Here is a 24,810-nt window from a genome sequence, read left to right on the forward strand (position 1 = left end):
CTCAATCCAGCTCCGCGATGACCGGTGCGTGGTCCGAGGCGCCCTTGCCCTTGCGCTCCTCGCGGTCGATCATCGCACCGCTGACCCGGGCGGCCAGCGCCGGGGACGCCAGAATAAAGTCGATGCGCATGCCTTCCTTCTTCGGGAAGCGCAGCTGGGTGTAGTCCCAGTAGGTGTAGACGCCGGGACCGGGCGTGTGCGGCCGGACCACGTCCACGAATCCGGCCTCTTCGAAGGCACGGAACGCGGAGCGCTCCGGCTCGGTGATGTGCGTGGCGTTTTGGGCGCGGAACCATTCGATGTCCCAGACGTCGTCGTCCGTGGGCGCGATGTTCCAGTCACCCATCAGGGCGAGGTTCAGCGCGGGGTCGGCCTGGACCCAGCTGGCGGCTTCTTCTTTCAGGACCTTCAGCCAGTTCAGCTTGTAGGGCATGTGGGGATCGTCGACTGCCCGGCCGTTGGGAACGTACAGGCTCCAGACCCGCACGCCGCCACAGGTGGCCCCGATGGCGCGGGCCTCGGCCGCGGTGATCTCCTCGGTCTTGCCGAAGTGCGGCTGGCCGGGAAAGGTGCGTTCCACGTCATCGAGGCCAACGCGGGAGGCGATCGCCACGCCGTTCCACTGGTTCAGGCCGAAGTGCGCCACTTCGTAGCCGTTCTTCTCGAACAGGTCCCAGGGAAAGTTCTCATCCTTGGCCTTGGTCTCCTGGATGGCCAGGACATCCACGTCGGAGCGCTGCAGCCAGGCCTCAACGCGGTCGGCGCGGGCACGGATCGAGTTCACATTCCAGGTAGCAATCTTCACAACAGCTACGTTACCCAAACGGCGCATGCTGCGCTTCTCGTCCGGGCGAGACGGGGAGGGTTGAGCTGAAACCGGCGGCACGGACCTGAAGCGGCCGGCCGGTGGCGAAACGGGGAGCCAGGGTGGTGGAACTACGCAGAGGACACTGTGGCATTCGTGGGCCGGGGGTATGTTGGAGGTATGTTCGCCGATAAGCCGCAGACTCTCGCAGATCCGAACGAACAGCAGCAGAGGAAAGCCATGCTGCAAACCGAGCCGGCCATCCAGGAACTTGAAGAATGGCGGGAAGAATTCGCTAAGACGCGGACAGAGCCCGTACCGCATTTTGACCCGGCGGATGCCGGTTCGGCGGCACGGGTACTCTTCTTGCTCGACAGCCCCGGAAGCAACACCGTTACCGCCGAGGGGCTGGGATTCGTCTCAGTGGACAACCCGGACCAGGCCGCCGAGCGGTGCTGGAACGAACGGAACGACGCGGAGCTTCACGACGGAATCCTGCAATGGAACACCGTGCCATTCTTCCTGGACGGCGCCGAGCCGACACCGGTTCAGACCATCGCAGGGGTCAAGGCGCTCAAGTCGGTCCTGAGGCTGCTGCCCCGCCTCGAAGTAGTCGTGCTCTGCGGGACATTCACCAAGACTCAGTGGACCAAGCACATGGGTGCGTTCACCCGGCCGACGGTCATCAAGGCACCCAGTCCCGGCGGCAAGGCCCTGATCAGCAAGAAAAACCAGGAAGACTTCCGTAAGGCAGTGAGGCGGGCGAAAGGCTTGGTCGGCTGAACGTCAGCTCTGCCACCACTTGTCCAGGATGGACACCGGGGTGGTGCGCTTGTGCCTGGTCATCAGGTAGCGCTGCTCGATCTTCTCGGCGACCTCATCCGGAATCGTGCCGCCCTCGAGGTATTCGTCGATGTGGTCGTAGCTGATGCCCAGCTCGTCTTCGTCCGTGCGGCCCGGCTTGTCATCCAGCAGATCGGCCGTCGGCACCTTGTGCGCCACTTGGTCGCTGGCGCCGAGGTGTTCCAGAAGTTGGCGGTTCTGCCGCTTGTTCAGCCCAAAGAGCGGAAGAACGTCGGCCGCGCCGTCGCCGAACTTGGTGAAGAAGCCCGTCACAGACTCTGCGCCGTGATCCGTGCCCAGCACCAGGTAATTGTGCTGCCCGGCCAGCGCGTACTGGGCCATCATTCGGGCGCGGGCCTTGATGTTGCCCTTATTGAAGTCGGTGATCTCTTCGCCGGTGGTCGCCGTGAACTCGGACTGGAAACCGTCCACCGCCGACTTGATGTTGAACGTCCATGACGCCGTCGGCTTGATGAAGTCCATCGCGGCCTGGGCGTCGTCCTCGTCATGCTGGACGCCGTAAGGCAGGCGCACGGCCACGAACGTGGCGTCCACGCCCTCGGCCTTGAGCTCATCCACGGCCAGCTGGGCGAGCTTGCCGGCAAGGCTGGAGTCGACCCCGCCGCTGATGCCCAGCACAAAGCCCTTGGTGCCGGTGGCCTTGAGGTAGTCCTTGAGGAAACCGACGCGCCGTGCGACTTCCTGCGCCGGCTCGATGGAGGGCTGGACGCCCATTTCGTCAATGATCGTGGCTTGGAGTTCACGCATGACCACAGCCTACTGGAGGACCTCCGACTGGTGTCCACGTTTGGGCGGCCGCCTGAACAGCGTCGCAGGTCGGGGGCCCACAACGTGTCGAAACGTGGACAGTTTGGGCTGAACGTGGACAGCTGCGGCGGGCGGACCGGAGCAACAGTTTCGCTCCCACGTTTTGGCGCCTCCCTTGGCATCGCCGCAGGTCAGGGGCCCGCGAACGCCCAAAACATGGGAAGTTAGGCCTATACATGGGATCGAGTAGGAAAAACCGCTCATCGCCCGCCTGAGTGAACCAGCCCGCGCCAATCCGAAGCTCCGCGCTCCGCGCCCCGCCGCCCCGCCCTCTACTGCTGGAACGCGGCGTCGAACGACACCGACGGCGGCTCGAAGTCGAACCGCTTCAGGAACTCCAGCGCTTCCGGCGCCCCCTGCAGCCGGTCCATTCCGGCGTCCTCCCACTCCACCGAGATCGGGCCGTCGTACCCGACCGCCGCCAACGCGCGGAAGCTGGCCTCCCACGGCACATCTCCGCGCCCGGTGGAGACGAAGTCCCAGCCGCGCCGCGGGTCGCCCCACGGCAGGTGCGAGCCCAGCCGGGTATTGCGCCCGGTGATCCGCAGCTTCGTATCCTTGCAGTCCACGTGGTAGATCCGGTCCTTGAAATCCCAGATCAGCGACACCGGATCAATGTCCTGCCACATCATGTGGCTCGGATCCCAGTTGATCCCGAACGCCTCGCGGTGCCCCACGGCTTCCAGCGCCCGCACCGTGGACCAGTAGTCGTACGCGATCTCGGACGGGTGGATCTCGTGCGCGAACCTCACGCCGCATTCGTCGAACACGTCCAGGATGGGGTTCCACCGGTCGGCGAAGTCCCGGTAGCCCGCGTCGATCACCTGCGCCGGCACCGGCGGGAACATCGCCACGTACTGCCAGATCGAGGACCCGGTGAACCCCACCACCGTCTTCACCCCGAGTCGCTGCGCCAGCCGCGCGGTATGCATCATCTCCTCGGCCGCCCGCGTCCGCACGCCCTCCGGATCGCCGTCGCCCCAGACGCGCTCGCCGACGATCGCCTGGTGCCGGAAGTCGATCGGGTCGTCGCAGACCGCCTGGCCCTTCAGATGGTTGGAGATGGCCCAAACCTTCAGTCCATGGCGCTTCAAAATGCCCAGCCGGTCAGCGATGTAGTCGTCGTCGTCCCAGCGCCAGGCGTCCAGATGGTCGCCGGACACCGCGATCTCCAGGCCGTCGTAGCCCCAGCCTGCGGCGAGTTCCGCCACCTTCTCGAAGGGCAGGTCAGCCCACTGGCCGGTGAACAGGGTGAAGTTACGAGGCATCGGTTGCTCCTGTCGCTGAAAGGTCGTGGCGGCTGCCGGGTTCGGCCAGAACGACGGCGGCGCCCTCCTGAGCGGCGCTGCGCACCATCGCGTCCAGCACCTTTTGCACCGCCAGGCCGTCCTCGAATCCGGGACTGGGTGCCGAGCCGGCGGCCACCGCGGCCAGAAAATCAGCGGCTTGGCTGGTGAACGTGTGGTCCCAGCCGAGCACGTGCCCGGGCGGCCACCAGGCCTGCAGGTAAGGGTGCGACTGCTCCGTGACCAGGATCCTGGCCGCACCTGCCAGCCCTGGCGGCGCACCGGCGTCGTAGTAGTGGAGCTCATTGAGCCGCTCCAGGTCGAAACTGAGGTGCCCGCCCGAGCCGTAGACCTCGATCCGCAGCGCGTTCTTGCGGCCGGTGGCCATCCGCGTGACTTCCAGGCTGGCCACCGCGCCGGAATCCAGCCGCAGCGTGGCCCACGCGGCGTCGTCCACCGTCACCGGTTCCGGCCCGTCCGGGCCCTGCCGGGTGTCCACGAAGGTGTTGAGCGTGGCGGACACGGAAGTGACCCGCGCGCCGAGCAGGAAGTGGAGCTGGTCCACCGCGTGCGAGGCCAGGTCGCCGAGCGCACCGGAGCCGGCCGTCTCCCGGCGCAGCCGCCAGGTCATCGGTGCGGCAGCGTCGGCCAGCCAGTCCTGCAGGTAGGCGATCCGCACCTGCCGCACGGTGCCGATCCTGCCCTCGGCGATGAGCTGCCGGGCCAGGGCCAGCGCCGGAACCCGCCGGTAGTTGAAGCCGACCATCGCGTGCACGCCGGCGGCCCGGGCGGTGCGGGCGGCGGCCGCCATCAGCTCCGCCTCTGCCACCGAGTTGGCCAGCGGCTTCTCCACGATCACGTGCTTGCCGGCCTCCAGCGCGGCCACGGCCAGCTCGGCATGCAAGTGTCCCGGGGTGCAAATATCCACGATCTGCACGTCGTCGCGGGCCAGCACGGCTCGCCAATCGGTGGATCCCTCGGCCCAGCCATACCGGGCGGCGTCAGCGGCCACGCTGTGCGGGTCGCGGCCGGCCAGAACCCGCTGCGCCACCGCGGGTCCACCGGGATAAAAGGCGGAGACATTGCGCCAGGCATTGGAGTGCGCCTTGCCCATAAAGGCGTGCCCCAATACCGCCACGCCCAGCGGCGGCCCGTCCGGATTGGCGGTCATCGTCTTCTCCTTGGTGCTCGTGTCTGTGCTGTCGCTCGGCCTGTGGTGCGCCCGATCCATAGGCGGCTGAAAGCCAGCGGCCCGGGTCAGAGGCTCCGCAGGAACGCCAGCCCGTCCTGGGCCAGCCGGTCTTGGCTCGGTGCCAGTGGCCGCCAGATGGAGGCGGCCGTGGCGATTGCGGCGTTGTCCGCCGTGAAGCTCTCAATGTTCAGCGGGCCGGTATAGCCCACGTCGTCCAGCGCCTTCAGCAGCGCCGGCCAGTCGGTCTGGTCGCCGCCCGGTGCCCCGCGATCATTGCCGCAGACCTGCAGGTGGACCAGGTGTTCGCCCGCGGCGCGGATGGCCGCCGAACTGGAACGTTCTTCGATGTTCAGGTGGTAGCTGTCCAACGCCAGCCCCACACCGTGGCCGAGCAGCGGTTCCAGCGCTTCAAGCGCCTGCTCCACGGTGTTAATCAGCGAAGTCTCGTACCGGTTGAGTGGTTCAATGCCCAGGACGACGCCGGCCGCTTCGGCTCGGGCGGCCAGCGGCGCCAAATTGGCGCGCAGCTGGCGATACGCCTCATTCCGGTCCTCGGCGTCGATCCGCCAGACCCGGCCGGTGCTCGCGTAAAACGGCCCGCACACGGCCGGGGCGCCGAGGTCGTGCGCCAGATCGATGCAGGCCGCCAGATAGTCCTGGGTGGCCTGCACCGACCCGGCGTCGGCCAGGACCAATTCGCGGCCCGGTGCCATGGCGCCCACCAGATAGGGCTTCAGACCGGTAGCCGCGAGGACGTCCCAGGCAGTGCCGGCGGTAAAGTCGCCGGGGTTTTCCAGCGGCAGTTCCACCGCGTCGAACCCCATCCCGGCGATTTTCGCCAGCAGCTGCGGCAGCACGGCGTCGGTCAGTGGGGACTGCCACACCCAGGTGTTGATACCGATCGGCCGCTCCATGGTGTACCTCCCTCAACTGCTGCTGCCGTGCACGGTGCCGTGCGTGATCCGTCCGAACACTCGTCCGGACGGGAAGAGCGTGTCCGGCCGGGCCCCCACACCCGGCCGGACACGCCTGCTTTACGGAATCTGGCGCTGCTGCCAGACCTCCGGGTAGCCCGGCAGGTCCTCGCCGCCGAACTTCGCGTAGTGGCCGTCCGGCATGCCTTCATTGCGCTTCAGCCAGTCGTCCAGCTCCTCGGCCGGGATCGGCTTCTGCGGCAGCACCCACTCGGCGGGAACTTCTTCACCGGCGAAGATCTTCTGCACCGCCAGCAGCGGGGTGCGCCACTGGAAGTTGGAGTAGACCGGGGCCAGCGCATCGATGCCGGTGTCCTTCCACTTGCGCAGGAAGCTCAGCTCGTCCTCACCGGTCATCACCGGGAGGTCCTTGCCGGCGTCTTCGAACGCCTCGATCGCTGCGACGGCGCCGTCGCCGGCATCCATCCAGACACCCTGTACGTCGCCGGTGGCCAGCTCGTCGGAGATGATCTTCTTGATCTCGGTCGGGTCGGCGCCGGTGAAGTAGTCGGTGGCTTCGATGCCCTTTTCCTCGAAGATCTTCTCTGCCGCCGCCCAACGCTGCTCCAGCACGTCCACGCCGGGCAGGATGCGCAGCGCAACTACCTTGTCGCCCTGCTGCAGCCTTTCGGAGAGGAAGTTGGCCGTGTCGATGCCCCAGGCGAATCCGCCGATCGGGTGGATGAAGGTGGTGGCGCAGTCGGTTTCCACGCCGCGGTCGAAGACCACCACCGGCTTGCCGGTCTCGCAGGCACGCTCCACAGCCGGCGTCAGCGCCGCCGTCGCGTTCGGCGAGATCACAAAGGCATCGCAGTTTCCTTCGCTGATGAAGTAGTCGATGTCGGCAATCTGGGTGTTGGAATCGTCCTGCGCGTCGCGGGTCTCCATCTCGGAGATCACGCCTTCGTCCTGCAGCACCTTGAGCTGCTGGTTCATGGTGATCCAGCCGGTCTGGCGCCACGGGTTGGAGATGGACGCGTTGGCGAAGCAGACCTTCTTGGCGCCTTCGGCGGCGAAGTCAGCGGTGTCGGTCATGTCGCCGGCAATGTACTGCAGCCACGGCTGTTCCGGATCGCCCTCGAAGTCGGCGGTGCGCTGTTCGAACTGTTCGTCATAGAGCGCCTGGTCGAACCACTCCGTGGTGGCCTCCTCGGTCTGCGCCGGAGCCGACGCGGCCGGGCTGCCGCCGTCCTCCGAAATCGACTGATCGGTGGTGCATGCCGTCATGGCCAGTAACGAGCCGGCCGCTGTGAGCGCGACCGCGGTACTTAGACGTTTCCTCGTCATGTCAGTTCCCTCCCTTGTCGGTGCCCTCAGTGGGCTCTGGTGCCGCAGTGATGCGTTGTTGTTCGGATTGCGCGGCCGCAGAGCCTCCGCGGCGCTTGCGTTGCCAGGACTGCGCGGCGGCAGCCACGGCGACGATGATGATGACGCCCTGCACAGTGGGGCGCCAAGTGGATGCCACGCCCATGAAGTTCAGCAGCGTGAACAGCGCTTCCAGGGCGAAGGCCCCGGCGGCGGCGGAAAGCACCCAGCCTCGTCCGCCGCCCAGCACCACGCCTCCGAGCACGACGGCGGTGATCGCCGTGAATTCGTAGCCTCGACCTACCGAGGGGTGGACTCCGGCGTAGCCGACCAGCAGAATCCCCGCGACCGTAGCGGCGAGCGAGGAGAGGATGAAGGCGCGGGTGCGTACCCACCAGACGCGGGCGCCGGTCAGTGCGGCGGCGACGTCGTTGTCGCCCACAGCCATCAGCGTGCGTCCATACGGGCGGCGCATCAGCCAGAAGGCCAGCACAGCTACCGCGGTCAGGATGATCACCGGGTAGGGGATGATCCCGAGCACCGGTACGTCCTCGATGCCGCCGCGGCCGATCTGCCGGAAGCTGTCCGCCGGGTTGCCTTGGGCGGCGCCTCCGGTCCAGAAGAGCACCAGGCCCAGCAGCGCCAGCATCATACCCAGCGTGACGATGAAGCTGGGGACCTTCAGCAAAGTGGTGATCAGGCCGTTGATCAGACCGATCACGGCGCCGAGGACGAACATCAGTGCCAGCACCGGAATGACCTTGGAGTCGTCATCGCCGATCAGGTTGCCGGCCACGATCACTTGCATGGTGACGACCGACCCCATGGACAGATCGAATTCGCCGGAGACAATCACGAAGTACTGACCGATGGCGGCGATGGCGATCGGGGCGGTGCGGCCGATGAAGCGGATGAAGGATTCGGGCTCGCCGAACGACGGGTTAATGACGATGATGGCAACCAGCAGGGCGAGCAGCAGGATGAAGACGCCGCCGCCCGGAGTCCGCAGGCCGCGCAGGAAGCGTTCGCCGCGGCCGGCACGGTTGTGCTGCAGGACCTCGCGGCCGGCTGCTGGGTCCAGGATGGTGCTCATGGCTGTAGCTCCTGCTGGTGTCCGCCGTGCCCGAAGCGCGGTGGGCGGGTGATGACGGTGCGGCGGGCATAGACGGCCACGGCGACCACGATCACCACGCCGCGGACCACGTCCTTCAGGAACGGGTTGATCTGCAGCACGGACATGATGTTGTCCAGCATCGCGAAGATCAGCACGCCGCCGAGCGTGCCGACCACCGAGCCCTTGCCGCCCGCCAGCAGCGTTCCACCCAGCACGACGGCGGCGATCGAGAGCAGGTCGTAGCCGCCCTGCGAGCCGACCGTTGGGCTGCCGACGCCCAGCCGGCTGGCCAGCAGCAGGCCCGCCATGCCGGCGAGAACCGAGCAGATCACATGTGCGGTGATCACGGCCCCTGGCACGCGGACGCCGGACATGCGGGCCACGTCCCGGTCGCCGCCCACGGCATAGATGTGGTGGCCGATCCGGGTCCGGTGCAGCATCAGGATCACCAGTGTGGCGCAGCCGAGCATGATCAAGGTGGAGATCGGCACCGGCCCCAGCCCGGTGGCTCCGATCAGCCGGAAGGAAAACGGTGTCTGGCCGAAACTGCCCTTGTAGTTGGTGGCCAGGTAGCCGCTGATGATCAATCCCATGCCCAGGGTGGCGATGAAGCCGTGCACCTTGAGGCCTGCGACAATCAGCCCGTTGGCCAGGCCGATCACCGCCGAGATCCCCAGCGCCAAGGCCACGGCGGACAGCACGTTCTCGCTCCGGTTGGCCATCACGCCGGCGCCGATCAGGCTGGCCAGGCTGGTCACATAGGAGACCGAGAGGTCGAGGCTGCCGACCAGGATCACCAGGGTCTGGCCAATGGCGATGAAGCCCAGGACGCTGGTGCCGGTCAGGATGGCGGAGATGTTGCCGGGGCTGAAAAAGTTGCGGCCGGTGGTGGCCACCAGGATACTGCCGGCGATCAGGACCAGCAGAGCCACCAGATAGACGATCTGGGTGGAGCTCAGCCTGGCAAAAAACCCGCCGGCCTGTGCCGTTGGCGTGGCCCGGGCTGCCGAGCGCGTCGTCGTCATGCCGTTCCTCCGGTCGTGCTGCCGTCCTCCGGCGCCGTGCCGGGCACCCTGGCTCCGGTGGCCAGTCGAAGGATTTCTTCTTCGGTGGATCCCGCGGGGAGTTCCCCGGCGAGCCGCCCGTCGCGCATCACCAAGATCCGGTCGGACATGCCGATCACCTCCGGCAGTTCGCTCGAAACCATCAGGACGCCCTTCCCCTCGGCGGCAAGCTGGCGCATCAACCGGTACACCGCCACCTTGGCGCCGACGTCGATGCCCCGGGTTGGTTCGTCCAGCAGCACCACGCGCGGGGAGACTGCCAGCCATTTGGCCAGCACGATCTTCTGTTGGTTGCCGCCGGAGAGGTACTGCACCTCTTGGTCCAGGTCCCGGGCGACGACCTCCAAGCTGCTGAACGAACCGGCGACCTCGCGCCGGACGGATGAGGTGCGGCCGGGGAACACGGCGCGGACCACGCCCAGCGCGTTGTCCAGCAGCGACTGGTTCAGGCTCAGGCCTTCGGCCTTGCGGTCTTCGGTGATCAGCGCGATCCCGTGCCGCACCGCCTGGCGCGGAGAGTGCGGACGGACCGGCCGGCCGTCCAACTGCATGGTGCCGCGGTTGAACGGTGCGGCGCCGAAGACGGCGTGCAGCAATTCCGTGCGGCCGGATCCCTGGAGTCCGGCGACACCGACGATCTCGCCTGGCATCAGCTTCAGGCCGATGCTGTCCAGTTGGTCATTGCCTGCGCCGTCCAGTTCCAGTAACGGCGTGGAGGCGGTGGCCTCGCGAGGAGTGGTCGCCTGGCTTTCGGTCGGCTGCATTCCCGCCGCCGGCTCGGCCGGGAGTTTGTCCGGGAAGTAGGCGGAGATGGGCCGGCCCACCATCATCCGCACCAGCGAAGCGTCGTCGAGCTCGGCGGCGGGTTTGGTGTCCACGATCCGCCCGTCCTTGAGCACGGTGATGGTCTGGCAGAGGTCGAAGATTTCTCGCAGACGGTGCGAGACGTAGAGGATTCCGGTCCCGCGTTCGGCCAGCCGCTGCACAATGCCGTAGAGCAGGGAGACTTCCGGACCGGACAAGGCGGCGGTCGGTTCATCCATGGAGATGATCCGCGCGTCGTAGCTGACCGCCTTGGCAATCTCCACAATTTGTTGCTCGGCCACGGACAGCGACCGCGCCAGCGAGGTGGGACGGATGAACCCGATACCGAGGGACTCCAACAGGTCTGCGGTGGCGGCGTTCATCTTCGCCCGGCTGACCAGCAGGCCCTTGCGGGGTTCGCGGCCCAGATAGATGTTCTCGGCCACTGTGCGGTCGGGCAGCAGGTTGAATTCCTGAAACACGGTGGACAGACCGGCTTCGTGTGCCTGGGTGGGATGGCTGAACTGCACGCTCTGGCCGCGCAGCAGCACCGTTCCGGAGTCCCGCTGGTAAACCCCGGCCAAGATCTTCATCAGGGTGGACTTTCCGGCGCCGTTTTCCCCCACGACGCCGTGAACCTCGCCCGGGTGCAGCGTCAGCGACGCATCCTGCAGCACCGGGTTGCCAAAGAAACTCTTCGTCAGCCCGCGCACTTCAAGCACAGGCTGATCCCGCTTTTGACCGTTTTCGGCCGCATCGCTGCTGACAATACCCTCCACGCCCCCTACTGTGGCACGGCTCACATACTTTTGTCGATAGTCAAACAAAAGTTGTTAAAAGTTCTTTAGATAGTCGCTGTAGAGACAAACAGAAGCTCCGCATGCTGTACTGAAAGTGTGTTGAACTCCGACGTCGCCCCGCAGCGCCTGGCAGCGCAGCCGGCTGCAGGAGCCAGCGAGGTATTCCAGCTGCTCCGCGATGGCCAGCCACGCACCCGCGCCGAACTGGCGCAGCTGACCGGCCTGGCCCGTTCCACGGTGACCGCCCGGGTGGATGCGCTGATGCGGGTAGGGCTGATCGCGCCCGTCGGCGGAGCGACTTCAACCGGCGGCAGGCCGCCGTCGTTGTTTGCGCTCAATCCGGCCGCACGGCTGGTGGTCGGAGCGGACCTCGGTGCCACGCACGCGCTGGTGGTCGTAGCCGACCTCTCCGGCGCGGTGCTGGCCGAAGAACGCGCCGAACTGAGCATCGCCAGCGGCCCGGACAGCGTGCTGGGCTGGCTCTGCGATGCGGTGGCGCGGCTGCTCAAGGAGGCTGGCCGGAGCGCGGTGGACCTGGGCGCGATTGGCATCGGATTGCCCGGGCCGGTCGAGCATGACACGGGCCGGCCGATCAATCCGCCGATCATGCCCGGCTGGGACCGCGTGGACGTCCCCGCGCTGGTGCAGCAACACTTCAAGGTGCCGGTACTCGTGGACAACGACGTGAACATCATGGCGCTGGGCGAGCAGGCCCTGGCCTGGCCGGACACCGCTGACCTGATGCTGATCAAGGTGGCCACCGGGATTGGCGCCGGCATCATCTCCTCGGGCCAGCTGCAGCGCGGCGCGCAGGGCACCGCCGGGGACCTGGGGCATGTGCGGGTGCCCCGCGGCGACGGCGTGGCCTGCCGCTGCGGGAACACCGGCTGTTTGGAGGCGCTGGCCGGCGGACCGGCGCTGGCCGCAGCGTTGACAGCGGAGGGGAAGAAGGCCCACAGCAGCCAGGACGTGATCGACCTGGTGCGCTCCGGCGACCTGCAGGCAATCCAGGCCGTGCGCCAGGCCGGCCGGGACATCGGCGACGTGCTGGCCACCTGCGTGAACCTGGTCAATCCCTCCGTGATCGTGATCGGCGGCCGGCTGGCGCAGGCAGGCGAGCACCTGCTGGCGGGGATCCGGGAAGTGGTCTACCAGCGCTCGCTGCCGCTGGCCACCGAGCACCTGCGGATTGCCCCGTCCGTGGCCGGACAGCGTGCGGGTGTGCTGGGGGCCGTCTCGCTGGCGATCGGCCATGTGCTTTCGCCCGAGGCGATCGAGGCCGCGGCGTCGGCGTGACTGCCGGCTTTAGCCCCCATGGTCTGAAGTTATCGTTTCGCAACCTGCTGGAGCTCCCGCGCCTGCAGATAGGTGGCTAGCGTGAGACAAACGCTCATCCATTGACGGCAGGGGAGTCATGCGCACATTGGTCAACGTGGCGGCCGGTGCCGTTGCACTGCTGGCGCTGGCCGGCTGCGGCGGCGCCAAGCCAGTGGTGTCCGCAATGGCTCAGGGGCCTATCGCGGAGGACAAACTTCCTACGCACGTCAACCTGGGCCCTGAAGCGGATCCGGACAGCGCCCGGCTGCTGGCCGAGCAGGACGACTATGCCTTCTATGCGACCCGGGCGGACCCTGACGGCTTTTGCGTTGTTATCGTCAACCGTCAGGTGGACTCAGACTGGGTGACCGGCTGTGCGACTTCATTGCCACCTCACTTCAATCCCAGGGGCCAGAGCCCGATCAAGGTCGCTGGTCCCGCCGGTGTCATAGCCAAGCTTGCCTTGGACGGCTACGACGCGACCGACGACCTGGCCGACGGATGGGAGCAGCTGCACCCGAACCTGCTGGTCCGCGGACTCTAGCCCAGTTCCTCGCCCAGATAGCTCTGCAGCTGGTCGGCCAACTCTTTGGGGTGGCTGAGCGCCACGCAGTGGCAGCCGGGGATTTCGTCCGGGACAATGCCCAGCCGCTCGGGCACGATCCGGCGGAACAAGTCGGCGGGAAAGAAGCGGTCGTCCTTGCACAGGATGAACTTCGTCGGCACGTCCGGGTGGGCCTCGAGCGGCCAGGCTTTGTCCTGGGAGGCTTCCGACTGGCCGCGTTCATAGCTCAGCGCCTCCTCGGCCAGCTCGCGCGGGACGCCGTTGTAGAAGCAGATAAACGGGTCATCGTTGCCGGTCAGTCCGCCATCCTTGGCGGCCTGCTGCTTGGCAGCTTCGCCGTATCCGGTATTGCTCCACCAGTCCGCCGGCCGCTCACCGGGGGCCGGGACCATCGCCGCAAGGTAGACCAGCAGCTTGACCGGCAGCCGGGCGGCGATCAGCGGCGCGGTAAAACCGCCAAACGACTGGCCGACCACCACCAGGTCCCGCCGGTCGCCGATCTCCGCGACCACCGCGTCTGCGGTTTCGTCCAGCCCTTTGGTTTCGTCCTCGCTGGGCAAATCGGGGGCGACCACGTCGTGTCCCCGGGCACGCAGCTGGGCCTCCACCAAATGCCAATACCAGCCGACGTCCCCGGCCCCGTGAATGAACACAAAGGTGGCCATCTGTGCAAACCTCCCCTAGCTCGCGTGGCCCCGATTATGACAGGAAGGGCACCGACGGTCACTGGAGCGGGTACATAGGGCGCCCGGAAGCAACGAAACTCTGCGCCGGGCGTCCCAGCGTCACTGATTCGGAACGACGCAGTGGCAACCCCATAGACTGGGAATCATGACCCAGACTTCTGCGGCCGATCCAGCGGCCGACCGCGCCCGCCTGCTCGAACTGATCAAGGAACTGGCCGTGGTGCGCGGCAAAGTCACGCTGTCCAGCGGCGCCGAGGCCGATTACTACATCGACCTGCGCCGGGTCACCCTGCACCACGAAGCCTCCCGCCTGGTCGGCAGGGTCATGTTGGCCATGCTGGATGAGGCCGGCATCGAGTTTCAGTCAGCCGGTGGCCTCACGATGGGTGCCGACCCGGTGGGCACCGCGCTGATGCACGCCGCGGCAGACGCCGGCCGCACCGTGGATGCTTTTGTGGTGCGCAAGGCGCAGAAGTCCTACGGAATGGGTCGCCAAGTTGAGGGTCCCGACGTGAGGGATCGCTCCGTCGTCGTACTGGAAGACACCTCCACTACCGGCGGTTCCGCCCTGACCGCGGTGGAAGGCGTGCGCAGCGCCGGCGGGCAGATCACTGCGGTGGCCGTCATCGTGGACCGCGACACCGGCGCCAAGGAACGCATCGAGGCCGAAGCTGGCGTGCCGTATCTGTTCGCCTTCGGCAAGGACGAGCTGGGTCTGGACTAGCAGCGGCAGGCAGCCCAGCAAACTCATGGATGTACGCAGGAACAAGGCCGCCCGCCAACTGCGCCTGGCCAGCGACCTGCACCGGGTCTCGCGGCGCTCGTTCCTGATCGGCGCGGCGTTCGGCCTGGGCACCGCCGCGGACCTGGCAGCCACCCGCGCCATCCAGGGCATGCGCAATGAAGCGCAGATCCTCACGCTGGCGGATGAGCGCGCGGACCGCCGCTTCCCGCGCTCCAGCTGGGTAGTGTTCCCCGGGTACAAGACCAGCTGGGAGGAGGGGCTGTGGATCCTGAACTCGCTGCGCACCGGCTTGACGGAGCGCGGCCGCCTGGCGGTGGCAGGCTACTCGAACCGCGGACTGGACCTGGCCGAACTGACCGAGGTGCTGCAAAAACACATCCAGGACAACAAGCTACAGAAGCTCTACTTCTACGGGCACAGCTTCGGCGGCATGGTGGCGGTGGAGATGACCGCCCGGTTGCGGGCCAAGGGCTACCCGGTGGAGCTGATCCTGATGGATTCGTCCCCGTACAGCCGCTTCGACGTGCTGGACAAGACCATGTTCGAAGGCGTGGTGTTCCTGTACGAGGCCGGCTACCGCGTCCCAAGTTATCTGCGCGGGGGATACGAGCTGGGCGAGCGGATTGTGCACAAGAACGAACGCAGCTGGCGGCAGATCGTGGAGCAGACCATGGAGCAGTTGTCCCCGCTGGCAGTCTCCAGCACGCTGATCCAGTCGCAGTCTTCGTACATCTACCACTTCGACGCGCACCGCTTCAGCCACAGTATCGGCGAGACCAAGATGGCGTGGATGGGGAACCCGGGCGATCAGACGATCAACTACACCACTGCCCGGCGCAGCTGGCTGGTGAACTACGAGGCCAACTTCCTGACCAACAACCTGGTGACTGAAGGTGCACGGCCCGCCCACGCCAGTCCGCAGTGGAACTCGGCGATCTACGTGCCGATCATCCAGCAGGTGGAAAACGACTACTTCCCGCTGCCGGTGGCTGGAATGAAGGCGCAGTTCTTCTAGTTCCGGGCCGCCGGCGCCCTGGGTCGGGCCGCTCGCTATACGAGCGGAATCAGGTCTGCCACCGAGTCGAAGGATTGGTTCGGCCGGAACGGGAAGCGGGACACGTCGTCGGGCTGGGTGATGCCGGTGTAGACCAGCACGGTGTGCAGCCCGGCCTCCATGCCGGCGACGATGTCCGTGTCCATCCGGTCGCCGATCATTGCCGTGGTCTCGGAGTGGGCATCGATCTGGTTCATGGCCGAGCGGAACATCATCGGATTGGGTTTGCCCACGATGTACGGCATGCGGTTGGTGGCCTTGCTGATCAGCGCCGCGATGGCTCCGGTTGCCGGCAGCACGCCTTCCGTGGACGGGCCGGTGGCATCCGGGTTGGTGGCGATGAAGCGCGAGCCGGCCAGGATCAACCGGATGGCCTTGGTGATGGCTTCGAAGGAGTAGGTTCTCGTTTCGCCCAACACCACATACTGCGGGTCCCGGTCGGTCAGGATGAAGCCGGCCTCGTGCAGAGCCGTGGTCAGTCCGGCCTCGCCGATCACGTAAGCGCGGCCGTGCCCCTCCGACGAGGGGGTCTGGTTGCGCAGGAACTGGGCGGTGGCTAGCGCCGATGTCCAGATGTTCTCCTCGGGCACCTCCAGCCCGGCTTGATGCAGCCGTGCGGCCATATCCCGGGGAGTGTAGATGGAGTTGTTGGTCAGCACCAAGAATCGCTTGGACGTGTCAACCCAGCGTTGGATCAGTTCCGCTGCGCCCGGGATAGCGGTGCTCTCATGCACCAGCACGCCGTCCATGTCGGTGAGCCAGCACTCGATATCGGCGGGCGTGCGGGTCTTTTGCTGGTGCATGGTTCCCTTTCGTGCGCGGGTGCGGTTGGGTGAGCGGGGGTCGGCACTGGCCCAGGTGCAGTGCTGGCCGGGGGCGCGTGGGCCCAGGAGTGCCCGGCGAGTGCCGGCGGGACGGCGCTTCCGGCCTCAGTCTGTCACCTAGGCTTGTGGGGTGGAAAAAAACGCAGGCGAAGACGAGGCCGGACAGCCGTTGACCGACGGCCGGACACCGGGATTGGACATTCCCGTAGCCGCCCCGAACGCCCCAGGGCTGGAACCCGACGCTGCCGGGACCGACTCGAACGTGGCGGTAGCCGCCCCGGGCGCGGCCGGAACCGGCGCCGCGGGGGTGAGCATCGGCGTCGGGCCCTGGGAGGGGACGCTGCCGGAGGGCGACCACTGGGACCCGCAACTGCTGGCGGACGGCGACCGCCGCAACGTGACGGACCAGTACCGCTACTGGAAGCACGACGCGATTGTCGCGGACCTGGACTCGCGCCGGCACAATTTCCACGTGGCCATCGAGAACTGGCAGCACGACCTGAACATCGGCTCCGTGGTGCGCTGCGCCAATGCCTTCCTAGCCAAAGAAGTGCACATCATCGGACGACGGCGGTGGAACCGGCGCGGGGCGATGGTCACCGACCGCTACCAGCACGTCCGGCACCACCCCACCGTGGAGGACTTCGTGGCCTGGGCGCAGGGCGAAGGTTTGCGGATCATCGGGATCGATAACTTCCCCGACTCCGTTCCGCTGGAAACCTACGACCTGCCTGAGAACGCCGTGCTGGTGTTCGGGCAGGAAGGGCCCGGGCTGACGCCGGAGGTCCACGCCGCCGCCGACGCCACGTTGTCGATCGCACAGTTCGGCTCCACCCGCTCGATCAACGCCTCCGCCGCCGCGGCCATCGCGATGCACGCGTGGATTCGCCGCCACGTCTTCGCCCAGCCGGTGGGAACGCCCGCTCCGTAGGTTTGCGGGGGCGGGCGCGGGCCGGCCGGTTTTGGTCTTGCGTCGCCGCCTGCGGCCCGGGCTCGAAGCAACTTCCCACGTATAGCAGTAACTTCCCATGTTTCAGGCTGTCCACAGGCCTCTGACATGCGGAAACGCTCCAGGCGGGTTTGAAACGTGGGAGCGAAGGAAGCGGGCGTCTCCGGCGCAGCGCACTTCCGGGGCGGCCCTGGCTGGGACGCCGGGGCGGAGCGCGTCCGGGGCTGGCACGGCTCGCGCGGACCGCCCCGCTGGGGCGGAGCGTGCGGCGGGGCGCGGCCGCGGTCAGCCGAGCAGGTCCAGCAGCGTTCCCGCGCCGACTGCCCGGGCGCCAACACCCTCGACCCGTTCGCGCAGTCCGCGGTCCGACGTCACTACGGTCACCGACGCCTCGGGGTCGGCGCCGAACGCCTTCTCCACCTGGGCCACGACCTCGTCGTCACCCGACCCGGCCGCATGCGCCACCTCCAGCTGCACACCGCGGCGGTGCGCCGCCGACGCCTGCCCGGCCCCGCCGTCGTCCTCTGGGGAAGCCGCATGTAGGGTGCCGCTGTCTCGGTCAGGCTCCGCCCCGCCGTCGTACTCATAGCGCCCTTCCGCGGCGGCATCCTTCGCGGCGCCTTCCAGCACGAGGACGGTGCGCGGCCACACCGTGCCGGCGGGCACCGCCAGCAGGTCGGCCGGAAGCCCCGGCTCCAGCGCGGCGCGCAGCGAGGCCAGCAGCCGGCGGGCTGCACCGGCGCGGTCCTTCCACCAGCCGTCCGGCCGGGACCCCACCACGTTTGCCGCGTCGATGACGAGCAGCGGCGGGTGTTCCAGCAGGGTGCGCAGCCGCGGCCAGGCTTCGCCGAAGTGCGGGTGCAGCGGCAGGTCGTCCACCTCATGCAGCGGCACCCAGGCCAGGGCAAGGCTCTCGGCGTCGGTAATAACCGGCTCGAACGGCCGCACGGTCCTGGCCGCGGCAGTGGTGTAAGTCCAGAAGCCCAGATCCAGCACCGAAGTGAACAGCGGCGCCAGGGCGTCGAGCGGGACGTCGGCCTCCTCGTTCGCCTCGCGCAGCGCGGCGTCAACGGCCAGTTCGTCCTGGTGGCGCGCCCCGCCCGGGATTCCCCACGTGCCGCCGAAGTGGCTCCACTTGGCCCGGTGCTGGAGCAGGATGCCGCGTTCGCGGTCCACCGCCAGCAACCCGGCCGAGCCGAACCGACCCCACATCCGGGTGCCATCCGGTCCTTCCACCCAGGCGTCGCCGGGATCGCGCGGACCGTGGAACGGCGGCGGGAATTCAGTCATGGTTCCAGCTTGCCACGGCGGGTCACGCGATGGGGGAGCGAGGCGCCGGATGTAACCCGGCTTCACAGACACCGGTCCGGATCCGCTGGCCGACGGCAGCCCCGGGCGTCTCGAAACTGTGGCACCGGCGGACTCAAAAGCAGCTCCCGGACGGGACTCGATAGGATGGGCCCAGAGGCAACGCCTTCGAATCCGTATCGCTAGCCAAGGAGTCAGCATGCCCGTTGCAACCCCTGAGATCTATGCCGACATGATTGACCGCGCCAAAGCGGGCGGCTTCGCCTACCCGGCGATCAACGTCACCTCCTCGCAGACGCTCAACGCAGCACTGCAGGGCTTTGCCGACGCCGGTTCCGACGGCATCATCCAGGTATCCACCGGCGGTGCCGCGTACTGGTCCGGCTCCGGGGTCAAGGACATGGTCGCCGGGTCGCTGGGCTTCGCCGCGTTCGCCCGCGAGGTGGCCAAGAAGTACCCGGTCAACGTGGCGCTGCACACCGACCACTGCCCGAAGGACAAGCTGGACAGCTTTGTGCTGCCGCTCCTGGCGGAGTCCGAGGCGGCCGTGAAGCGCGGCGAAGACCCGATCTTCCAGTCGCACATGTGGGACGGCTCGGCCGAGACGCTTGAAGAGAACCTGAAGGTGGCCGAGGACCTGCTGGCGCGCACCGCCGCGGCCAAAATCATCCTGGAAGTGGAGATCGGCACCGTCGGCGGCGAGGAAGACGGCGTCGAAAACGAGATCAACGAGAAGCTCTACACCACCGTCGACGACGGGCTGAAGACCATCGAGGCGCTGGGCGCAGGCGAGAAGGGCCGCTACATCACCGCGCTGACCTTCGGCAACGTGCACGGCGTCTACAAGCCCGGCGGCGTGAAACTCCGCCCCGAGCTGCTCCAGCAGATCCAGGCCGAGGTCGGCGCCAAGATCGGCAAGGCCAACCCGTTCGATCTGGTCTTCCACGGAGGCTCCGGCTCGTCCGAGCAGGAGATCGCCGACGCCGTTTCCTACGGCGTGATCAAGATGAACGTGGACACGGACACCCAGTACGCCTTCACCCGCCCGGTGGCCGGCCACATGTTTGCCAATTACGACGGTGTGCTGAAGGTCGACGGCGAGGTAGGCAACAAGAAGGCCTACGACCCGCGTGTTTGGGGTGCGGCCGCCGAGAAGTCCATGGCAGCCCGCGTGGTGGAAGCAGCCCAGCGCCTTGGCTCTGCCGGAAAGTCGGTGAAGTAAATGACCGAGCCTTTCCGCACCAACCTGCTCGGCCCCGAGCCGACCTACCTGCCGGAAGAAACCGATGTCCTGGCCCGCCTGGATGCCGGCGACGAAGCGGTGGATCTGGCCGCAAAGTTCCCGTCCTCCTCGCTGGTCTGGGCGATTCTGGCCGATGAAGCCTATGCCGAGGGCCGCACCGTCGAGTCCTATGCCTTCGCGCGGGTGGGCTACCACCGCGGCCTGGACTCGCTGCGCCGTGCCGGTTGGCGTGGTGCCGGGCCGATCCCGTGGGAGCACGAACCGAACCGCGGTTTCCTGCGCGCTCTCTACGCCCTGGGCCGGGCCGCCGGTGCCATCGGTGAGGCCGAAGAAGTGGACCGGATCGGCAAATTCCTGACCGACTCCGACCCGAACGCCAAGGCGGCCATCGAAGGCGCCTGACGTTTAGACGCGTTCCGTAGAAAGCGGGAGCTCGCCGTGCGGCAGCTCCCGTTTTCTATGCCGATTGCGGTCCGAAATAGCGGGTGGTTGCCCGGCGCCTGGTCCGTCCGGCCCTTTCGCGGCGATGCGTTGTTGGGCATGATGCAGAGATGGAAGCAGACACCTGGAGCGCAGCAGCCGCAGCCGTCGACGGGGCCGAAGCGTGAGCAGATCCGAGACCATCGAGCAGTATCTCAGCCGCCTCGGGTCGGGTGCTCCCACGCCGGGTGCGGGCGCCGTCGGGGCGATCCATGCCGCACAGGCAGCGGCACTGATCGGGATGGTTGCCAATTTCTCCAAGCCGCCGGAAGACAGCGGCGAAGGTGGTTCGGCAGCCAAGACCGGGGAGGGCGCGTCCGGAACTTCGGCAACGGATTTCGAAGTCATTCTGTCCGAGGCGGACCAGCTGATGCGCACCGCACTGGACGCGGCGGAATCCGACGAGGAAAAGTTCCAGCGGGTGGTCGATTGCTACAAGCTACCGTCCGGATCCGACGAGGAGCGGGCCAAGCGCAGCGCCGCCATTCGCGAGGCGCTCGTTGAAGCGACGCTGCCGGCGAGGGCTCAGCTGGACCTGGCCACCGCCGTCGTCCGCTTGGGTGAGGAGCTCCTGGACGTCTGCAAAGCCGACCTGCTCAGCGACATCGCTGTGGCGGCGGAAGCGGCCCGAGCCGCTGCAGCCACCTCGCGCATCACCGTGGAGGCCAACTTGACGTCGATCGCGGAGGATTCCCTGCAGGAATCACTGCGGGAACATACGCAGAAGGCGGACCGGGTGGTACTCCAAGCGGAGGAGCTTTCCGCGCTGGTGCGGCAGCGCGTGCTCGAGTAGCCGCGGCGCGTGCCGCAACCGCGCGCGATGGCGGCGGCGGTGTGTCCCTAACGTCGCCCACGGCGCAGCCCAACGTCGCGATCTGCAGCCGCTGCGCCGCCGCCGTGGTGGTCGCGGCTACTCCTTCGTGCTGGCGATCTGGATCAGGTTGCCGCAGGTGTCGTCCAGGACGGCGGTGATGACCGGTCCCATGTCAGCGGGCTTCTGGATGAATTCCACACCCAGCGCGGTCAGGCGCTCGTACTCGGCGTGCACATCCTGCACGCGAAAACTGTTGAACGGAATGCCGTCGGCCACCAAGGCCTCCTTGAATGGCTTCACCGCCGGATGGCCGGACGGTTCCAGCAGCAGTTCCACGCCGTCGGGGGCCTCCGGCGAGACCACCGTCAGCCAGCGGTCGGCGCCGACGGGCACGTCATTCTTCAGCTGGAAGCCCAGCTTGGTGGTGTAGAACTCAAGCGCCTTCTGCTGGTCGTCGACGAAAATGCTTGTGGTGGTGACAATCATGGTTCTTCCTTCGTGGTGGTGGACTGTGGGAAACGCGTGAGCCATTCCCGCGCGGCGGACAGCGGCGCAGTGTCCAGGTGGTGCACGGTGGTGCGCCCCCGGCTACTGGCGGTCACCAGGCCGGCCTCGCGCAGAATGGCCAGGTGCTTGGTGACAGCTTGGCGGGAAATCTCCAGATGGTGCTTATTGATCAAGCCCACGGTCAGCTGGAAGAGCGTCTGGTCGTTGTTTGCGGCCAGCTCCTCCAGCAGGATCCGCCGAGTCGGGTGACCGAGGGCCTCGAAAACCGCGTCCATGCTTCCACCATACGCAACCCGCAGGTTGCCAGTCCAGTGGTGATTCGTGACCTGGCAAGCCGGAGCCGGCGATCCGTCCAGACTGCGGCCCGCCCTTTCCCCGCAGCGCGGGGGAGGGGATGATGCAGGTATGGGTGCGGACACGGCGTTCACGGTTACCGAACAGGTCTACGTGCCGCCGGCGCGGGCATGGGCGCTGTTGACCGACTGGGCCGCAGCACCGGCATGGATGCCCGGGGTGAACGAGATGCACGCCGAGGGCCCGTTGGTCGTGGGCCAAACCATCGACTTCCATTCCCAGGGACATGACCGTAGCTGCACGGTGAGCGAGCTCGACGTCGGGCGCAGCATCACCATCGCCTCGTCGCAAGGGGACGTGCAGGCGTACTACCGCTACGAGCTCGACGGCGACGGCGGCGCCACCCGCCTGACGCTCACGGCCGACGTCGTCATCAGTGAGGAACTGGCCGGCATGGCAGACCAGATCCGGGAGGCGATGGCCGAGGCGGACTCCGGCCAGCTGGCCGGTTTCAAACGCTTCGCTGAGGCCGCGCCCTGACGCGGCGCTGCCGTCCACCCCGGCCCGAGCTCAGTAGAATCGACTGCTGGGACCGCTTGAAAGGACTGTGTTGGCCAAGCTCTACTTCCGCTACGGGGCGATGAACTCCGGCAAATCCACCGGACTGCTCCAGGTTGCGTTCAACTATGAGGAGCGCGGACAGCGCGTGCTGCTGGCCAAGCCGAACCTGGACACCAAGGGGGACAGCAAGATCGTCTCCCGGCTGGGCATGGCCCGGGACGTGGACTTCATGATCCGGCCGGGCGAGTCGGTGCGCGAGCACTTCGGCCGGGTGGCCGCCGGCGAAGATCCGGACGCCCTGCTGGAGCGCGTCGACGTCCAGCCGGTGGCCTGCCTGCTGGTGGACGAGGCCCAGTTCCTGGAGCCGGCGCAGATCGACGACCTGTTCCGCATCGCAGTGATGGACAACGTTCCGGTGCTGGCGTACGGCATCCGGACCGACTTCCGCACCCAGGCTTTCCCCGGCGCTCGCCGGCTGCTGGAAATCGCGCACACCCTGGAGGAGCTGAAGACCATCTGCCGCTGCGGACGCAAGGCCGTGTTCAACACGCGCCGGGTGGGCGGGGAGATTGTTTTCGACGGCGAGCAGGTCGCCATCGACGGCGAGGACGTCTGGTACGAGTCGCTCTGCGGCACCTGCTACCTGGAGGCCTCCGGCGGCAAACTGGAGGTTTGAGGGCCGCGCGGGAACGGGCCGGCGTCAGAGGCCGGCCGCGAGGCCCAACGAGGTCCTGGCCCGGGTGATCTCTGTGAGGGCGCCCGGCGCATCGACGGGGATGCCGTGCAGCTCCGTCCACTGCCAGAAGCGCTCAGCCTCGGCCAAGAGCTCTAGGTTGAAGACCGCCGGGTCCACCCGGACGGCGGCGTCCCCGATCCTGAGCAGCGCGCCGCCGCGGATCTGCTCCAGCACCACGGACACCGGCTGGTCTGGAAGCAACGTCTCGCCCCGCCCGGTCGCCGAATAGTCAGCAACCACCTCAACCAGGCCACGCCAGATTCCGCAGACGTCGTCCCAGACGGGCGCGCCGAGCAACGGTGCGCCCTGCCAGGCCAGGCTGACCACGCCGTCGTTGTACTGGAAGCGGTGGGGTTCGCCCATACGCAGCCACGTTCGGGCTGCCGCCTCCGGATTCGCAAACAGGTCTTCGAGGTAAGCATCGGGATGTTCGGCGAACTCCCGGAGTTCCCGCACAGGACTCGACAGGATGGCGGTTGTACTGGTCAGCTGGGGCGTAGCCAAGGACTCCTCGATCATGGATTGGCGGATACGGCGTTCCGGGCCGGGCGCCGGCAGTGTCCAGTATGCCGCGCGCGAACGGCACGGGAGTCAAGGGCCGGCGGGCAGGCCCAGCCGTTCTGCCAGCCCCATCGCGTTGAAGGGCGCGTGGACTTTGGCGTCGTTGTCGAAGTAGAGGTACGCGTCCCGGCCCGCGCCGTCGGGGCAGCCGGAGCCGGACAGCCAGCTGCCGACGGCCGTTGCCAGCCGGTCCAAGTCCGTGTCCGGATAGCCGCCGGCGTAGAGTTCGTCCTTGCCGTGCAACCGGACGTAGATGAAGTCCGCGGTGATCTCATGCAGCATCGGCCACTTTCCCGCGCTGTCCGCAAGCACCAAGGCCGTGTTGTGCCGGCGCAGCTGGTCGTAGAACTCCTCAGTGATGAACGTGGTGCTGCGGATTTCGACGGCGTGGCGCAGCTGGCGGTCGGCGCCGTCGTCGGGAATCCAGGTCCGGTCCTTCATCAGGTCGGTGTGTTCGGCGGCCAGTGCAGCGGCCGCCTGCGTGGTCCGCGGCAGTTGGGCCAGGAACTTCTCCATCACGCCGGCGTCGTAGGCGGCGCGTTCCGGCAACTGCCAGAGGAACGGGCCGAGCTTCTCGCCGAACCCCAGCACGCCGCTGGCGTAGAAGTTCGCCAGCGCCTCGCGGACGTCCTTCAACCCCTTGAGGTGCGTGATGTAGCGCCCGCCCTTGACCGCGAAGACGAAGTCCGGCGGCGTTTCCTCGTACCATCGGCGGAAGCTCGACGGCCGCTGGAGCGAGTAGAAGGTGCCGTTGATTTCCACCGAGTTCAGGTGGCCGGAGGCGTACTCCAGTTCGCGGTGCTGCGGAAGGCCCTTGGGGTAGAAAGTGCCCCGCCACCGCGGATACCGCCAGCCGGAAATGCCGATCCGGGCCACCGGTTGAGAGACGGCCATGTTCGGCAGGCTACCCCGCCGCGGCGCCGCAGGCCAGAGGTGGCCGGCCCACCGCCGTCGTACGCTGGGTCCCTTGCCGCCGTTCCCAGGGGCGGAAGCGCGTCCACAGCGCCCGTGTTTCATCGACTGGAGAGAAGTTGCAGGTTTGCACCCGGTTTTACTGCTGTGAAGTCTCATGACTTATTGGACGGTTATGTCTCATGACTGTGTAGACACTGTGTCTCAGGGCTTGGTGGACACTTGTGCGGGTTTTGCTC

27 protein-coding genes are annotated in these 24,810 nt (G+C 67.2%); 11 read left to right on the forward strand and 16 right to left on the reverse strand.

What is annotated here, in order from left to right:
* Window position 1: 1 nt before the first annotated feature.
* Complete coding sequence (locus AB0N75_RS17520) at window positions 2-805, reverse strand: exodeoxyribonuclease III (RefSeq protein ID WP_364652221.1); 804 nt, start codon at window positions 803-805, stop codon at window positions 2-4.
* Between the two features lie 180 nt (window positions 806-985).
* Here AB0N75_RS17520 and AB0N75_RS17525 point away from each other — a divergent pair, with 180 nt between their 5' ends.
* A complete protein-coding gene (locus tag AB0N75_RS17525; RefSeq protein ID WP_364652222.1) occupies window positions 986-1,588 on the forward strand; it encodes a uracil-DNA glycosylase in 603 nt (200 codons plus the stop codon).
* 3 nt (window positions 1,589-1,591) lie between these two features.
* Here AB0N75_RS17525 and nadE read toward each other — a convergent pair whose 3' ends face one another.
* From nadE to AB0N75_RS17565, 8 genes are all read right to left on the reverse strand, one after another.
* The gene (gene nadE / locus AB0N75_RS17530; protein ID WP_364652223.1) at window positions 1,592-2,416 is read right to left on the reverse strand and encodes an ammonia-dependent NAD(+) synthetase; all 825 of its coding nucleotides are present in this window, start codon (window positions 2,414-2,416) and stop codon (window positions 1,592-1,594) included.
* Window positions 2,417-2,748: 332 nt separating this feature from the next.
* On the reverse strand, window positions 2,749-3,744 hold the full coding sequence (locus tag AB0N75_RS17535; protein WP_364652224.1) for a sugar phosphate isomerase/epimerase family protein: 996 nt from the start codon (window positions 3,742-3,744) through the stop codon (window positions 2,749-2,751).
* Window positions 3,734-4,933, reverse strand: coding sequence for a Gfo/Idh/MocA family oxidoreductase (locus AB0N75_RS17540; RefSeq protein WP_364652225.1), 1,200 nt, complete (start codon window positions 4,931-4,933; stop codon window positions 3,734-3,736). Before AB0N75_RS17540 ends, AB0N75_RS17535 begins: the two co-directional genes overlap by 11 nt.
* An 86-nt stretch (window positions 4,934-5,019) precedes the next feature.
* The gene (locus AB0N75_RS17545) at window positions 5,020-5,868 is read right to left on the reverse strand and encodes a sugar phosphate isomerase/epimerase family protein (RefSeq protein ID WP_364652226.1); all 849 of its coding nucleotides are present in this window, start codon (window positions 5,866-5,868) and stop codon (window positions 5,020-5,022) included.
* A 120-nt stretch (window positions 5,869-5,988) separates the two neighbouring features.
* Entirely contained in the window at window positions 5,989-7,215 is a 1,227-nt protein-coding gene (locus AB0N75_RS17550; RefSeq protein WP_364652227.1) for a substrate-binding domain-containing protein, read from the reverse strand.
* Between the two features lies 1 nt (window position 7,216).
* Complete coding sequence (locus AB0N75_RS17555) at window positions 7,217-8,326, reverse strand: ABC transporter permease (RefSeq protein WP_364652228.1); 1,110 nt, start codon at window positions 8,324-8,326, stop codon at window positions 7,217-7,219.
* Window positions 8,323-9,372, reverse strand: coding sequence for an ABC transporter permease (locus AB0N75_RS17560; RefSeq protein ID WP_364652229.1), 1,050 nt, complete (start codon window positions 9,370-9,372; stop codon window positions 8,323-8,325). Before AB0N75_RS17560 ends, AB0N75_RS17555 begins: the two co-directional genes overlap by 4 nt.
* Window positions 9,369-10,994, reverse strand: coding sequence for a sugar ABC transporter ATP-binding protein (locus AB0N75_RS17565; RefSeq protein ID WP_364652230.1), 1,626 nt, complete (start codon window positions 10,992-10,994; stop codon window positions 9,369-9,371). The genes AB0N75_RS17560 and AB0N75_RS17565 overlap by 4 nt, the downstream gene beginning before the upstream one ends.
* Window positions 10,995-11,114: 120 nt before the next feature.
* On the opposite strand from AB0N75_RS17565, the gene AB0N75_RS17570 reads away from it, so the two are divergent.
* Both AB0N75_RS17570 and AB0N75_RS17575 read left to right on the forward strand, forming a co-directional pair.
* Window positions 11,115-12,311, forward strand: coding sequence for an ROK family transcriptional regulator (locus AB0N75_RS17570; RefSeq protein WP_364652249.1), 1,197 nt, complete (start codon window positions 11,115-11,117; stop codon window positions 12,309-12,311).
* 118 nt (window positions 12,312-12,429) lie between these two features.
* Complete coding sequence (locus AB0N75_RS17575; protein ID WP_364652231.1) at window positions 12,430-12,876, forward strand: hypothetical protein; 447 nt, start codon at window positions 12,430-12,432, stop codon at window positions 12,874-12,876.
* Here AB0N75_RS17575 and AB0N75_RS17580 read toward each other — a convergent pair.
* Entirely contained in the window at window positions 12,873-13,562 is a 690-nt protein-coding gene (locus tag AB0N75_RS17580; RefSeq protein ID WP_364652232.1) for an alpha/beta hydrolase, read from the reverse strand. The two genes, AB0N75_RS17575 and AB0N75_RS17580, sit on opposite strands and share 4 nt — an antisense overlap.
* 166 nt (window positions 13,563-13,728) lie before the next feature.
* Between AB0N75_RS17580 and pyrE the strand changes: the two genes are divergently transcribed.
* Both pyrE and AB0N75_RS17590 read left to right on the forward strand, forming a co-directional pair.
* Window positions 13,729-14,307: an orotate phosphoribosyltransferase gene (gene pyrE / locus AB0N75_RS17585; protein WP_364652233.1), complete on the forward strand. Its 579-nt coding sequence runs from the start codon at window positions 13,729-13,731 to the stop codon at window positions 14,305-14,307.
* Window positions 14,308-14,332: 25 nt separating this feature from the next.
* Window positions 14,333-15,343 (forward strand): thioesterase domain-containing protein, encoded by a 1,011-nt coding sequence (locus tag AB0N75_RS17590; RefSeq protein WP_364652234.1) that lies wholly within the window; start codon window positions 14,333-14,335, stop codon window positions 15,341-15,343.
* A gap of 35 nt (window positions 15,344-15,378) precedes the next feature.
* On the opposite strand, the gene AB0N75_RS17595 is transcribed toward AB0N75_RS17590, so the two are convergent.
* Entirely contained in the window at window positions 15,379-16,185 is an 807-nt protein-coding gene (locus AB0N75_RS17595) for an HAD-IIA family hydrolase (protein WP_364652235.1), read from the reverse strand.
* A 283-nt stretch (window positions 16,186-16,468) separates the two neighbouring features.
* Here AB0N75_RS17595 and AB0N75_RS17600 point away from each other — a divergent pair, with 283 nt between their 5' ends.
* Window positions 16,469-17,137 (forward strand): TrmH family RNA methyltransferase, encoded by a 669-nt coding sequence (locus AB0N75_RS17600; RefSeq protein ID WP_364652250.1) that lies wholly within the window; start codon window positions 16,469-16,471, stop codon window positions 17,135-17,137.
* 303 nt (window positions 17,138-17,440) lie between these two features.
* Here the strand turns inward: AB0N75_RS17600 and AB0N75_RS17605 are convergent, their stop codons facing one another.
* Window positions 17,441-18,445, reverse strand: a complete 1,005-nt coding sequence (locus AB0N75_RS17605; protein ID WP_364652236.1) for an NUDIX hydrolase — start codon at window positions 18,443-18,445, stop codon at window positions 17,441-17,443.
* 217 nt (window positions 18,446-18,662) lie between these two features.
* Between AB0N75_RS17605 and fbaA the strand changes: the two genes are divergently transcribed.
* The 3 genes from fbaA (at window position 18,663) to AB0N75_RS17620 (ending at window position 20,979) form a co-directional block, all read left to right on the forward strand.
* Window positions 18,663-19,685 carry a class II fructose-bisphosphate aldolase gene (fbaA, locus tag AB0N75_RS17610; protein ID WP_364652237.1) on the forward strand — a complete coding sequence of 341 codons (1,023 nt, stop codon included), beginning with the start codon at window positions 18,663-18,665 and terminating at the stop codon, window positions 19,683-19,685.
* Complete coding sequence (locus AB0N75_RS17615; protein WP_364652238.1) at window positions 19,686-20,108, forward strand: DUF3151 domain-containing protein; 423 nt, start codon at window positions 19,686-19,688, stop codon at window positions 20,106-20,108. It abuts the gene before it with no gap.
* Window positions 20,109-20,310: 202 nt separating this feature from the next.
* Entirely contained in the window at window positions 20,311-20,979 is a 669-nt protein-coding gene (locus AB0N75_RS17620; RefSeq protein WP_364652239.1) for a cyclodeaminase/cyclohydrolase family protein, read from the forward strand.
* A gap of 117 nt (window positions 20,980-21,096) precedes the next feature.
* On the opposite strand, the gene AB0N75_RS17625 is transcribed toward AB0N75_RS17620, so the two are convergent.
* Window positions 21,097-21,486 (reverse strand): VOC family protein, encoded by a 390-nt coding sequence (locus AB0N75_RS17625; protein ID WP_364652240.1) that lies wholly within the window; start codon window positions 21,484-21,486, stop codon window positions 21,097-21,099.
* The gene (locus tag AB0N75_RS17630) at window positions 21,483-21,782 is read right to left on the reverse strand and encodes a helix-turn-helix domain-containing protein (RefSeq protein WP_364652241.1); all 300 of its coding nucleotides are present in this window, start codon (window positions 21,780-21,782) and stop codon (window positions 21,483-21,485) included. Before AB0N75_RS17630 ends, AB0N75_RS17625 begins: the two co-directional genes overlap by 4 nt.
* 130 nt (window positions 21,783-21,912) lie before the next feature.
* Here AB0N75_RS17630 and AB0N75_RS17635 point away from each other — a divergent pair, with 130 nt between their 5' ends.
* On the forward strand, window positions 21,913-22,341 hold the full coding sequence (locus AB0N75_RS17635; protein ID WP_364652242.1) for an SRPBCC family protein: 429 nt from the start codon (window positions 21,913-21,915) through the stop codon (window positions 22,339-22,341).
* A gap of 70 nt (window positions 22,342-22,411) precedes the next feature.
* On the forward strand, window positions 22,412-23,038 hold the full coding sequence (locus AB0N75_RS17640) for a thymidine kinase (protein WP_364652243.1): 627 nt from the start codon (window positions 22,412-22,414) through the stop codon (window positions 23,036-23,038).
* A gap of 24 nt (window positions 23,039-23,062) precedes the next feature.
* Here AB0N75_RS17640 and AB0N75_RS17645 read toward each other — a convergent pair whose 3' ends face one another.
* Window positions 23,063-23,617 carry a hypothetical protein gene (locus AB0N75_RS17645; RefSeq protein ID WP_364652244.1) on the reverse strand — a complete coding sequence of 185 codons (555 nt, stop codon included), beginning with the start codon at window positions 23,615-23,617 and terminating at the stop codon, window positions 23,063-23,065.
* A gap of 72 nt (window positions 23,618-23,689) precedes the next feature.
* Complete coding sequence (locus AB0N75_RS17650; protein WP_364652245.1) at window positions 23,690-24,553, reverse strand: DUF72 domain-containing protein; 864 nt, start codon at window positions 24,551-24,553, stop codon at window positions 23,690-23,692.
* Between the last annotated feature and the right edge of the window lie 257 nt (window positions 24,554-24,810).

This window comes from Arthrobacter sp. NPDC089319 (assembly GCF_040684925.1).
In the GTDB taxonomy this organism is placed as follows: Bacteria; Actinomycetota; Actinomycetes; order Actinomycetales; family Micrococcaceae; genus Crystallibacter.

What these genes read in the sequence shown, in the direction of transcription:
- AB0N75_RS17525 (WP_364652222.1), top strand. Translation starts at nt 986, where the DNA reads ATGTTCGCCGATAAGCCGCAGACTCTCGCAGATCCGAACGAACAGCAG.
- nadE (WP_364652223.1), bottom strand. Translation starts at nt 2,416, where the DNA reads ATGCGTGAACTCCAAGCCACGATCATTGACGAAATGGGCGTCCAGCCC.
- AB0N75_RS17535 (WP_364652224.1), bottom strand. Translation starts at nt 3,744, where the DNA reads ATGCCTCGTAACTTCACCCTGTTCACCGGCCAGTGGGCTGACCTGCCC.
- AB0N75_RS17540 (WP_364652225.1), bottom strand. Translation starts at nt 4,933, where the DNA reads ATGACCGCCAATCCGGACGGGCCGCCGCTGGGCGTGGCGGTATTGGGG.
- AB0N75_RS17545 (WP_364652226.1), bottom strand. Translation starts at nt 5,868, where the DNA reads ATGGAGCGGCCGATCGGTATCAACACCTGGGTGTGGCAGTCCCCACTG.
- AB0N75_RS17550 (WP_364652227.1), bottom strand. Translation starts at nt 7,215, where the DNA reads ATGACGAGGAAACGTCTAAGTACCGCGGTCGCGCTCACAGCGGCCGGC.
- AB0N75_RS17555 (WP_364652228.1), bottom strand. Translation starts at nt 8,326, where the DNA reads ATGAGCACCATCCTGGACCCAGCAGCCGGCCGCGAGGTCCTGCAGCAC.
- AB0N75_RS17560 (WP_364652229.1), bottom strand. Translation starts at nt 9,372, where the DNA reads ATGACGACGACGCGCTCGGCAGCCCGGGCCACGCCAACGGCACAGGCC.
- AB0N75_RS17575 (WP_364652231.1), top strand. Translation starts at nt 12,430, where the DNA reads ATGCGCACATTGGTCAACGTGGCGGCCGGTGCCGTTGCACTGCTGGCG.
- AB0N75_RS17580 (WP_364652232.1), bottom strand. Translation starts at nt 13,562, where the DNA reads ATGGCCACCTTTGTGTTCATTCACGGGGCCGGGGACGTCGGCTGGTAT.
- pyrE (WP_364652233.1), top strand. Translation starts at nt 13,729, where the DNA reads ATGACCCAGACTTCTGCGGCCGATCCAGCGGCCGACCGCGCCCGCCTG.
- AB0N75_RS17590 (WP_364652234.1), top strand. Translation starts at nt 14,333, where the DNA reads ATGGATGTACGCAGGAACAAGGCCGCCCGCCAACTGCGCCTGGCCAGC.
- AB0N75_RS17595 (WP_364652235.1), bottom strand. Translation starts at nt 16,185, where the DNA reads ATGCACCAGCAAAAGACCCGCACGCCCGCCGATATCGAGTGCTGGCTC.
- AB0N75_RS17605 (WP_364652236.1), bottom strand. Translation starts at nt 18,445, where the DNA reads ATGACTGAATTCCCGCCGCCGTTCCACGGTCCGCGCGATCCCGGCGAC.
- fbaA (WP_364652237.1), top strand. Translation starts at nt 18,663, where the DNA reads ATGCCCGTTGCAACCCCTGAGATCTATGCCGACATGATTGACCGCGCC.
- AB0N75_RS17615 (WP_364652238.1), top strand. Translation starts at nt 19,686, where the DNA reads ATGACCGAGCCTTTCCGCACCAACCTGCTCGGCCCCGAGCCGACCTAC.
- AB0N75_RS17625 (WP_364652240.1), bottom strand. Translation starts at nt 21,486, where the DNA reads ATGATTGTCACCACCACAAGCATTTTCGTCGACGACCAGCAGAAGGCG.
- AB0N75_RS17630 (WP_364652241.1), bottom strand. Translation starts at nt 21,782, where the DNA reads ATGGACGCGGTTTTCGAGGCCCTCGGTCACCCGACTCGGCGGATCCTG.
- AB0N75_RS17635 (WP_364652242.1), top strand. Translation starts at nt 21,913, where the DNA reads ATGGGTGCGGACACGGCGTTCACGGTTACCGAACAGGTCTACGTGCCG.
- AB0N75_RS17645 (WP_364652244.1), bottom strand. Translation starts at nt 23,617, where the DNA reads ATGATCGAGGAGTCCTTGGCTACGCCCCAGCTGACCAGTACAACCGCC.
- AB0N75_RS17650 (WP_364652245.1), bottom strand. Translation starts at nt 24,553, where the DNA reads ATGGCCGTCTCTCAACCGGTGGCCCGGATCGGCATTTCCGGCTGGCGG.